Origin of the sequence: Maribacter sp. (genome assembly GCF_016744255.1) — a bacterium.
GTDB lineage: Bacteria > Bacteroidota > Bacteroidia > Flavobacteriales > Flavobacteriaceae > Maribacter_B.
The window spans coordinates 1-10,749 of the sequence record NZ_JADGES010000109.1; the positions used below are offsets into that span (position 1 = coordinate 1).

The 10,749-nt window shown below is 33.3% G+C and carries 8 protein-coding genes; all 8 read left to right on the plus strand.

Annotated features, from left to right (window positions below; translation table 11 throughout):
* Nucleotides 1-192 precede the first annotated feature (192 nt).
* The 8 genes from QZZ51_RS14390 to QZZ51_RS14425 all read left to right on the plus strand — a co-directional run bounded on the left by QZZ51_RS14390 (nt 193) and on the right by QZZ51_RS14425 (nt 10,664).
* Nucleotides 193-1,056: a universal stress protein gene (locus QZZ51_RS14390; RefSeq protein WP_291870890.1), complete on the plus strand. Its 864-nt coding sequence runs from the start codon at nt 193-195 to the stop codon at nt 1,054-1,056.
* Nucleotides 1,053-3,269, plus strand: coding sequence for a SulP family inorganic anion transporter (locus tag QZZ51_RS14395; RefSeq protein WP_291870892.1), 2,217 nt, complete (start codon nt 1,053-1,055; stop codon nt 3,267-3,269). The genes QZZ51_RS14390 and QZZ51_RS14395 overlap by 4 nt, the downstream gene beginning before the upstream one ends.
* A gap of 89 nt (nt 3,270-3,358) precedes the next feature.
* Nucleotides 3,359-4,219, plus strand: a complete 861-nt coding sequence (locus QZZ51_RS14400) for an MBL fold metallo-hydrolase (RefSeq protein ID WP_291870894.1) — start codon at nt 3,359-3,361, stop codon at nt 4,217-4,219.
* A 26-nt stretch (nt 4,220-4,245) separates the two neighbouring features.
* The gene (locus tag QZZ51_RS14405; protein ID WP_291870896.1) at nt 4,246-5,880 is read left to right on the plus strand and encodes a S8 family peptidase; all 1,635 of its coding nucleotides are present in this window, start codon (nt 4,246-4,248) and stop codon (nt 5,878-5,880) included.
* Nucleotides 5,881-6,047: 167 nt separating this feature from the next.
* Nucleotides 6,048-7,895, plus strand: a complete 1,848-nt coding sequence (locus tag QZZ51_RS14410; RefSeq protein WP_291870898.1) for a M1 family metallopeptidase — start codon at nt 6,048-6,050, stop codon at nt 7,893-7,895.
* Nucleotides 7,896-8,044: 149 nt separating this feature from the next.
* Nucleotides 8,045-8,419, plus strand: a complete 375-nt coding sequence (gene rnpA / locus QZZ51_RS14415; protein WP_291870899.1) for a ribonuclease P protein component — start codon at nt 8,045-8,047, stop codon at nt 8,417-8,419.
* On the plus strand, nt 8,412-10,040 hold the full coding sequence (locus QZZ51_RS14420) for a S41 family peptidase (RefSeq protein ID WP_291870901.1): 1,629 nt from the start codon (nt 8,412-8,414) through the stop codon (nt 10,038-10,040). Before rnpA ends, QZZ51_RS14420 begins: the two co-directional genes overlap by 8 nt.
* Before the next feature lie 141 nt (nt 10,041-10,181).
* Nucleotides 10,182-10,664 carry a zinc-ribbon domain-containing protein gene (locus QZZ51_RS14425; RefSeq protein WP_291870904.1) on the plus strand — a complete coding sequence of 161 codons (483 nt, stop codon included), beginning with the start codon at nt 10,182-10,184 and terminating at the stop codon, nt 10,662-10,664.
* Nucleotides 10,665-10,749: the final 85 nt, after the last annotated feature.

Genomic DNA, 10,749 nt, shown 5'->3' on the forward strand with positions numbered 1-10,749 from the left:
GTAAAATTGCTGGCAATTTTAAACGCCAAGCCACCCATTGTGCAATTATACCTAGAATTATAATTCCTGCTAATTCTACCATACCTAAATATTTTTTTAGAAAAATACCCTTTTATTTCAAAAATAACAATGTTAATATACAAGAATTTATTTCTCAAATATTATAGTATCTTAGGCTCTTAATTTTACTACATGAAAAACAAAATCCATCCGTTTAAAACTATTTTATTTGGATTTGCTTTTTCTCCATCACTTAACGTTAACGTGTTGGAAACTACTCGTATTGCTCATTTTTTTAATGCAAAACTTATTCTACTTCACGTTGGTGAAAAAACAACAGAAAAAGAGGCGAAAATTAAGGCCATTCTAGCACAAACGGAGCACCCTGATTTATCGATAGAAATTCAATGGAAACAAGGTAATCCTTATGAAATTATTTTAGGAACTTGTAGCTCCTCCAATATAGATTTATTAATTCTAGGGGCCATGCAACATGAAAATATGTTTCAATTTTATGTAGGCTCTATTGCTAGAAAATTAACTCGTAAAGTTTGTTGTTCTGTACTATTACTAATTAAACCTTCCGCTGAAAGGGTTCCTTGTAAACATATTGTAGTAAATGGTTTAGATGCTCCAGAAACACCATTAGCCATTACAGATGCTTTTTACGTTAGTTATGCTCTTGGGGCTCAAAAATTAACCATAGTAGAAGAAATTAGACAAAAAGAAATCCATGTTACTGTAGAAGATGACCGTTCTCTTAAAAAAGCAAATATTGTTAAAGAACGATTAAAACACAGAGAAGAATTTAGGGTTCGTAAAATAATAGAAGATTTACCAGAATATTTAAAGACTAATTTAAAAGTAAAATCACAAAGTATCTTTGGAAAAAGAGGATACTCCATAGGACATTATGCAGAAGTTGTTAGGGCAGATATATTAATAATGAATGCCCCTGCAAAAACTGGAATATTTGATCGTATATTCCCCCATGATATAGAGCATATTTTATCCGATTTACCAACCGATTTATTAATTATTAGAAACAGAACTTGACCGCAAAAACAAGCCAGACTAAAAATTTTATAAACGCATTACCAAAAAACATCTTTTCTGGTTTTGTAGTATCTCTTATTGCATTACCTCTTGGGCTTGGATTAGCATTGGCAAGTGAAGCTCCTCCAATTTCTGGTATTATTGCTGCCGTGGTGGGCGGTATAGTAGTATCCATTTTAGGTGGTTCTAATGTTACAATCACGGGGCCTGGAAACGGACTTGTAATTGTGCTCTTAGGTGCTATTACTACTTTGGGAGGCGGAGATTTATACCAAGGATATTTATTTACACTGGCAGCCATTGTAGTTTCTGGGGGACTCATGGTTTTGCTAGGTTTTCTTAAAATGGGCAGATTAGCAGATTTTTTTCCTGCCTCTGCCATTGAAGGAATGCTAGCGGCTATAGGTTTAGGAATTTTGGCCAAACAGTTTCATATTATGATTGGTCATAATAATGAAAGTGGCAGTATTATAAGCTTGTTAGGAAAAATTCCTACTGGTTTATATGGGGTATATAAAGATGCCAATCCAGAAATACTAGTGGCTGCTGCCATTGGTATAATTGCGCTGCTTATTATGATATACTATTCTAAAATAAGGAATAAGTATTTTCATCTAATTCCTGCTCCAATGTGGATCTTAATACTAACTATTGGTTTTAGTTATGTTCTAGCTGCTTTGGATATTCCTTACCCTATGAGCTCCAAATTTTTAGTAAATATTCCGGATGATATTTTTGCGCAATGGGCATTTCCAGACTTTTCTATTCTTCAAAAAAAGGAATTTATTCTTGTAGTATTTGCTATTACCTTAATTGCTAGTATTGAATCTTTATTAAGTATAAAAGCAGTAGACAAATTAGACCCTTTAAGTAGGCGATCTAACGTAAATAAAGACTTAAAAGCCTTAGGTGTAGCTACTTCTATCAGTGGTCTTTTAGGTGGTCTTAATGTGGTAACTGTTATTGCAAGAAGCTCGGTAAACGTAAACAATAACGCAACTAACCGATCTGCAAACCTTTTCCATGCTCTCTTCTTAGTTGCTTTTGTTCTACTTTTTCAAGACCAATTACGGAAAATACCTCTTGCTGCATTAGCTGCTATTTTAGTGTACACCGGTTATAAATTAGCGACGCCAAAAACTCTAGGAAAAATTGCTAAAATTGGAAAGGAACAAATCGCCATATTTTTAGTAACATTACTCACCACTCTATTTACCAATTTAATTACTGGAATAAGCGCAGGGATTGTCGTAACTTTTCTAATTCACGTTGTTATTAACAAAAGCTTTTCCCTATTTATTAATCATATTACAAAGCCTAATATATTAATGTATAAGGAGAAAGATGGGAATAATTATTACGTAAGCGTAAAGTACTTTTGTAGTTTTTTAAATTTCTACAAGCTAAAAAACAACCTAGATGTAATACCAGAAAATGAAAATGTAATACTCGATTTTTCTCTATGTAATTTTGTGGACCATACCGTAATGGACGGTTTAGAAAGCTACATTGATACTTTTGCGAAAAAAGGCGGAAGTATAGAAATTATTGGCTTAGATAAGCATGGTGCCGACTCTAAACACCCTTTTGCCATTCGTAAAGTAATTCCGTTAGCCAAATTAGCCGCTGTAGAACGCTATTTTACAAAAAGACAAAAACTATTAAAAAGTACCGCAAAAGAATACCATTGGAAATATGTTCCCAAAAAGAATCCCAAAACAGATTTCTTAAGCAATTTTATCTTTTTTAGAACCCGGGAGATACCTTATATCTACAATGCTCTAAAAGATAAAGACAACAAGTTTAAAGTGGTGGATGTTGAATTTACAGAAGGTGCATTTATTGCAAGAGAAGTGGTTAAAACCACCATAATGCATATTCAATTAGATAAAGAGATTCCTATTTTTACTTTAGATAAAGAAGGGCTATTAGATTTTATATATGGCCTTGCTGGTTTTAAAGATATTACTATAAATAACCATCCCGACTTTAATAAACGCTTTTACTTAAGTGGTGAAAATGAAACAACCATTAAAGAATTATTTACAAATGAACTTATTCTTTTCCTTGAAAGTAATCCTTATTACCATATTGAATCTAATGGTTCTACTCTTTTAATTCTGAAAAAGGAACGCCTTCTTAGTGTGCAAGAAATTAAAGCCATGATTTTCTTTGGACAACAACTATATGCATTATTACAAGGTAAAAACTAAATTATGCTGTTAAAAAACAGCTAATAAAACGGCATATATCCTGCATATCCTTCCCATATTTCTTAATTTGCAAAAATTCTTTTTTTACAATGAAAATATACCCTATAGAAACTGGTAATTTCAAGTTAGATGGAGGAGCTATGTTCGGCGTAGTACCAAAATCTATTTGGAACAAAACCAATCCTGCAGATGCCAATAATATGATAGATTTAGCGGCCAGATGTTTACTGATTGAAGATGGAGATAGATTAATTTTGATTGATACCGGAATGGGAAACAAACAATCTGAAAAATTTTTTAATTATTATTATCAATGGGGTAACCACTCTTTAGATAATTCTCTTAAAGTAAATGGTTTTCATAGAGATGATATTACCGATGTTTTTATGACCCACTTACATTTTGACCATTGCGGTGGAAGTGTGCAGTGGAATAAAGACCGAACTGGTTATGAACCTGCATTTAAAAATGCCACCTTTTGGACCAATGAAGAACATTGGAAATGGGCTACCGCACCTAACGTAAGAGAAAAAGCTTCTTTCTTAAAAGAAAATTTAATCCCTATGCAAGAAAGCGGGCAATTACAGTTTATACAAAGAGGAGAAAATTCTTTTGTCGAAAACTCAGAATTAGGTTTTGGTATTCTTTTTGTAGATGGGCATACAGAAAAACAAATGCTTCCTCATATTAACTATCAAGGCAAAACATTAGTCTTTACAGCAGATTTAATTGCAACTGTTGGCCATATTCCATTGCCATATGTTATGGGTTATGATACCAGACCATTACTTACTTTATCTGAAAAAGAATTATTTTTGAAAAAAGCTCTTAAAAACGACTATTATTTATTGTTTGAACACGACGCCCATAATGAAATATGTACCCTAAAAAACACAAAAAGAGGGGCAAGATTAGATAAAACATACACTTTTAATACCCTATTTAACTAAACACACATTAACATAATAAATTTTATATGACTATTAAAATTTCGAAAACTGTTGTGGGAATTACAACAGCATTATTATTTGCTGGCTGTGGAGCCACAAAATTGGTAACTACTCCAGTAGCAAATATTGATGCAACACCTCTTAAAATAGCAGATCTTACTGAAAACGAAAAACAAAATTGGGGGCATCTAGACTTAGTAAAAGACACTATACCAGGAATGAGTGTAGATAAAGCCTACAAAGAATTAATTCATAACAAAAAAGGAACCAAAGTTATCGTTGCAGTTTTAGATTCTGGAATGGATTTAAAACACGAAGATTTAGATGGTGTTCTTTGGACCAATAAAAGAGAAAAAGCCGGAAACGGAAAAGATGATGATAAAAATGGTTATGTAGATGATATCCATGGCTATAATTTTTTAGGAGAGTCTTATAATGAGCAGCTAGAGTTTGCGCGTATCCTTAGATTAAATCTTGGAGATGCTGCAATGCAAGCAAAAGCAAAAGCAGAATTAGATGCTAAATACCCGAAAGCAGTTCAGAATAAACAACAATACGAACAAATTCTACAACAAGTAAAAGGATCAGACGCAGCTATAAAAAAACATTTAGGGAAAGATTCCTATACCAAAAAAGATTTGGCAGCTATAAAAACAGAAGACGAGGGTCTAAAACAAAACATAGCTGTTTTAACCCAAATGTTTAATTATGCAGATACAATTCCTGAAGTTATAGAAGAACTTAATGGCGGAATTACACATTTTGCAGAAAGTGCAAACTACAATCTAAATAAAGATTTTAACGGCCGTAAAGATGTTGGGGATAACCCATACGATTTCAATGACGTTGGTTATGGTAATGGTAACCCACAAAACAGAGTAACAGATGAAAGCCATGGAACGCATGTTGCTGGTATAATTGGCGCAGAACGTAACAATGGTAAAGGAGCAAATGGCGTGGCAAATAACGTTGCTATAATGAGTATACGTGCTGTCCCAAATGGGGATGAGTATGATAAAGATATTGCATTAGGAATTCGTTATGCAGTAGATAACGGAGCTAAAATAATCAACTGTAGTTTTGGTAAATCTTTTTCACCGAAGGCTGAATGGGTATATGATGCTATTAAATACGCTGCATCTAAAGATGTATTAATTGTACATGCCGCAGGTAACGATGGTGCTAATATTGATGATGCTAGCAATCCTAACTTTCCTAACGATCATAATAACCATGCAGGTGCTGAAATTGCAAATAATGTAATTACTGTTGGTGCCTTAGGAGAAAAGTATGGTTCAGAAATGGTAGCTTCTTTTTCTAATTACGGCGCAAATAACGTCGATGTATTTGCTCCTGGTGCTGCAATTTACTCTACTATTCCGGGTAGTAAATACAAATTTATGGGAGGAACTTCAATGGCTGCTCCTGCTGTTGCTGGTGTTGCTGCTCTTATTCGTTCGCAATATCCAAAATTAAAAGCAGCACAAGTAAAACAAATATTAATGCAATCTGGTTTAGCGCCTACAGCTAAAGTTATTCTTGGTGGTGATAGCTCTAAAAGTAACACTCTAGATAAAATTTCTAAATCTGGAAAAATAGTAAATGCATATAACGCTTTACTTATGGCTAAAAGTGTTTCTGCTGGTAAAACAAAATTATAAATTAATCTACGCCATACCTCTTTTAAAACTAAGAGGTATGGCGTTTATTTTATACTAAGTCACTAACTTAGGGGGGTACCCTTAGGGGTATGAAAAAAAATAGTAATCAATTCCGATACAAGCATCAGGAAATTAAAACCCACTGGTGGAATTAAAATGAAAAACAAATGAAAAAATTATCTTCTCTATGTGCTCTATTTCTGATAAGTATTACAGGTTCTCTATTGGCACAAAATAATACCAGCTACTGGCAGCAACACGTAGATTATACAATGGATGTTGCTATGGATGTAGAAACCTATCAATATTCGGGTACACAAACTCTAGTGTATACCAACAATTCTCCAGACGCGATTTCTAAAGTATATTATCATTTATATTTTAATGCTTTTCAGCCTGGTAGTGAAATGGATATAAGACTCCAGAATATAAAAGACCCAGACGGAAGAATGATAACTAAAGAAAAAAGCAGTAGAATAGCTCCTTTATCTGCTTCTGAAATTGGTTTTTTACATGTATCTTCTTTAAAACAAGATGGGCAAAAACTTACTTTCTCAGAAGCTGGGACTGTATTAGAGGTAGCACTAGCAAAACCAATCCCCGCAGGTGGTAAAACTACCTTAGAGATGGTTTTTAAAGGACAAGTCCCTGTACAAATTCGTCGCTCTGGACGTAATAGCAAAGATGGTATTGCACTTTCCATGTGCCAATGGTATCCAAAACTTGCTGAATATGATTTTGAAGGATGGCATGCAGACCCGTATATAGCAAGAGAATTTCAAGGTGTTTGGGGAGATTTTGATGTTAAACTTACACTAGATAAAAAATATATAGTTGGTGGTTCTGGTTATTTACAAAACCCCAACGAAATAGGTTATGGTTATGAAACTCCTGGAACCAAAGTAAAGAAACATAGAGGCAAAACTCTGACTTGGCATTTTAAAGCTCCAATGGTACACGATTTTATGTGGGCAGCCGATCCAGATTATATTCACGATACATTGCAAGTAGAAAATGGACCAATGCTACATTTTCTATACCAAGATAACGATGCTGAAATTAAAGCAAATTGGGAAAAAGTACAACCAAAAGCAGCAGAAATGATGCAGTATTTTAGCAAGCATATTGGTAAATACCCTTACAATCAATATTCTATCATTCAAGGTGGCGATGGTGGTATGGAGTATGCTATGAGTACTTTAATCGCTGGTGGTAAAAAGTTTGGTAGTTTAGCTGGTACTACAGCACATGAAATGGCACATTCTTGGTTTCAACACATTCTTGCTTCTAATGAGGCTAAACATGCGTGGATGGATGAAGGTTTTACATCCTATATATCAACCTTATGCATGAATGAGGTTATGGAGCAGAAAAAAGAAAACCCATTAGAAAGGTCTTATAAAAGCTACTATTATTTAGTAAAATCTGGATTAGAGCAACCACAAACAACACACTCGGACCGCTATGATTCTAATATGCCGTACAGTATTGCTGCCTATAGTAAAGGTTCTATCTTCTTGGCACAATTAGGTTATATTATCGGAGAAGAAAAACTACAAGAGACTATAAAAAAATACTATTCCGATTTTAAATTTAAACACCCTGTTCCTAATGATATAAAAAGAACAGCAGAAAAAGTTTCTGGTTTAGAATTAGATTGGTATTTAAACGATTGGACACAAACTACAAATACTATTGATTACGGAATTAAAGAGGTTAAATCAGAAGGGGAAACAACTAAAATCATTTTAGAACGTATAGGATTAATGCCTATGCCGCAAGAAATTTTGGTAACGTATAAAGACGGTACAAAAGAAGCTTTCTATGCTCCTTTACGAATGATGCGTGGCGAAAAAGAAAATGTTAAGGCAACCGTTTTAGCAGATTGGCCATGGGCATTCCCAACTTATAATTTTACCATTGCAAAACCAATGGATGAAATAGAGTCTATTGTTTTAGCGCCTTCGCAATTAATGGCAGATGTAGAGCCAACTAATAACACGTGGAAGCAGTAAATTAGTAAACCTCCCTCGGGGCAAGCCCACGAGGCATTAAAAGGAACTGTCCTTTATCATTTAGATGCAAACATCTAAGTTATTAAGGAATAAAATTAACGGTAAGGCTAATTAAAGTAGCTTATATTATAATAATAGTACTATAAATTATGGACTTGTCTTACCCAAAAAAAGAAAAACTAAAAAGCAAGAAGCGCATTGAACAATTGTTCCTAGAAGGCAAAAATGTTACTAGTTTTCCTTTAAAATTAATCTATTTAGAAACCGCCTTACCAGATGCTATAAAAGTGCAGACAGGGGTGGCGGTTTCTAAAAAAAGATTTAAAAATGCCGTAAAAAGAAACCGCATAAAACGCTTATTACGCGAATCTTATAGAATTAACAAATCTCTCGTTACTGACAATACCACAAGCAGCTATGCGTTCTTAATTTTATACATTGGTAAAGAAATGCCAACCTATACTGCAATTGAAAAACAAATGCAGCATCTATTTCAAAAATTTAACGCCAAAACAAATGCATAAATTAGTTAAGAAGAAGGTATTAATACCTTTAACAGCAATAATAATTCTTATTGCTGGCTCTAGTTTTAAAAGTGATTTTTTTGAAATAGCGAAGCAAATAGAAATATTTACAACGCTTTTTAAAGAGTTAAACATGAATTATGTAGATGAAACCAATCCTGCAGAACTCATGGATACCGCTATTAAAAATATGCTAGAGGAATTAGACCCTTATACCAAATTTTTAAATGAGCAAGATGTTGAAGCATTTAAAATTAATAATGCTGGTGAATATTCTGGTATTGGTTCTTTAGTTCGTTCTTATGAAGATAAATTACTTATTGTAGAACCTTATAAAGACTACCCAGCAGATAAAGCAGGATTACGTGCAGGCGATGAAATAATAAAAATAGGAGATATTTCTGTTGCAGATTTTGATGATAATGCAAGCGAATTATTAAAAGGAGCTAATGGCACTTCTGTTACTGTAACCTATAAAAGACAAGGAGAAATTAAAACAACCACCATAAAAAGAGAAGGAATAGATGTAGATGCCGTTCCTTTTTACAAAATGGTGGATGCTAAAACAGGATATATTGTTCTTTCTAAATTCAATGCAAAAGCATCTGACCAAACCAAAGAAGCCCTGAAGGAATTAAAGGGAAAAGGTGCAGAAAAAATAATTCTAGATCTAAGAGGTAACCCTGGTGGATTGTTGTCTGAAGCTATAAATGTTACCAATCTATTTGTTCCTAAAGGAGAGCTTATTGTAACTACAAAATCAAAAGTAAAAAAGTTTAACCGAGAATATAAAACCAAAAGTAAAGCCGTAGATACAGAAATTCCTCTAGTAGTACTTGTAAACGGTAGAAGTGCTTCTGCAAGTGAAATTGTATCTGGTAGTTTACAAGATTTAGATAGAGCAGTAATAATGGGAGCAAGAAGCTTTGGTAAAGGTTTGGTACAACGCCCAATGAAACTCACCTATGGTACACAATTAAAAGTAACCATATCTCGCTACTATACAGCTTCTGGAAGGTGTATACAAGCATTAGACTACTGGAATAGAGACGACAGCGGAAACGCCGTTAGAACAACGGAATTTAACGATTTTAAAACTCGTAATGGTCGTAAAGTCCAAGATGGTGGTGGTGTATTACCAGACATAGAGATAGATGCGGCTAAAACAAATACATTAACCAATGCACTGCTTGCAAGCAATACTATTTTTGATTTTGCTACGGACTACAGTTATAAAAACAAAGTGGAAGATGTATCTAAATTTACATTTACCAATGTTGATTTTTTGGAGTTTAAAAACTTTGTATCTAAAAGCAATTTTTCTTTCGAAACTAAAGCCCAAAAAGCATTAAGAGAGGCTTTATCTACAGAAGATAAAGACATATATGGTTCTAATGTACAAGAAAGCTATAAAAACTTATTGGTAGAGTTAGATAAAAGTAAATTAAACGCACTAGACACTTTCCAAAAAGAAATACAAAAAAATTTAGAGGATGAAATTGTAAAACGTTACTTCTATAGAGAGGGGCTTTATAGCTATTATTTACAAAAAGACGAAGCTATTTTAGCAGCTACAGAGTTATTGAATAACAATGACAGGTATAGTTCTATATTAAAATAGTTAAACTAGCCATAATAATAAAAATTCCTTTTTGTATTATTTCTAAGAAAAAGTAAGAAACCCCTAAATAAAGGGGTCTATAACAATATTTCAAGTGTTAAATTTAACGTTATAAATAAATAGACTTTAAAAATCAATATTATGCTGTTCTTTTTTGGTTCCCGTTCTTCAAAAATAGGAGATAGAAAAATCCGGAAAACCACCTGCACACATTGTCAAACAAAAGACTCTTTTGTAGTCTCAACTTTTAGTAAATATTTTCATTTTTTTTGGATTCCGATTATTCCTTTATTCAAAACACATGTGGCAGAATGTTCACATTGTAAAAAAAGTTATTCTAAGTTCGAGTTTACTCCTGAGATGAATGCCGCGCTTCAGAAAGAAAACGAGCTAAATCCTGCTAAAAGGCCTATTTGGCATGGATGCGGATGTATAATATTAGTTTGCTTCTTTTCATTAATGCTTTCAATATCATTCTATGGGGTTTATAAAAGGGCAAACAATTCTGAGGCTTCAATAACACAAAAGGATCCTCGAAAAGATATGCTTGCTAAAGACATTGATAAACTTAGTTCCATTTTACAAAAAGATAAAGATTCCATTTCTATTACGGGTCAAGCGTAAAACTTGGGGACAAAGTTTAAAATTATAACTTTGAACTCAATTATATACTTTAAAATTTGAACTCAAACTTAGCTAAATATTTACT

Coding starts and splice junctions, on each gene's coding strand:
- QZZ51_RS14390 (WP_291870890.1), top strand. CDS start 193: ATGAAAAACAAAATCCATCCGTTTAAAACTATTTTATTTGGATTTGCT.
- QZZ51_RS14410 (WP_291870898.1), top strand. CDS start 6,048: ATGAAAAAATTATCTTCTCTATGTGCTCTATTTCTGATAAGTATTACA.
- QZZ51_RS14425 (WP_291870904.1), top strand. CDS start 10,182: ATGCTGTTCTTTTTTGGTTCCCGTTCTTCAAAAATAGGAGATAGAAAA.
- QZZ51_RS14405 (WP_291870896.1), top strand. CDS start 4,246: ATGACTATTAAAATTTCGAAAACTGTTGTGGGAATTACAACAGCATTA.
- QZZ51_RS14420 (WP_291870901.1), top strand. CDS start 8,412: ATGCATAAATTAGTTAAGAAGAAGGTATTAATACCTTTAACAGCAATA.
- rnpA (WP_291870899.1), top strand. CDS start 8,045: ATGGACTTGTCTTACCCAAAAAAAGAAAAACTAAAAAGCAAGAAGCGC.
- QZZ51_RS14400 (WP_291870894.1), top strand. CDS start 3,359: ATGAAAATATACCCTATAGAAACTGGTAATTTCAAGTTAGATGGAGGA.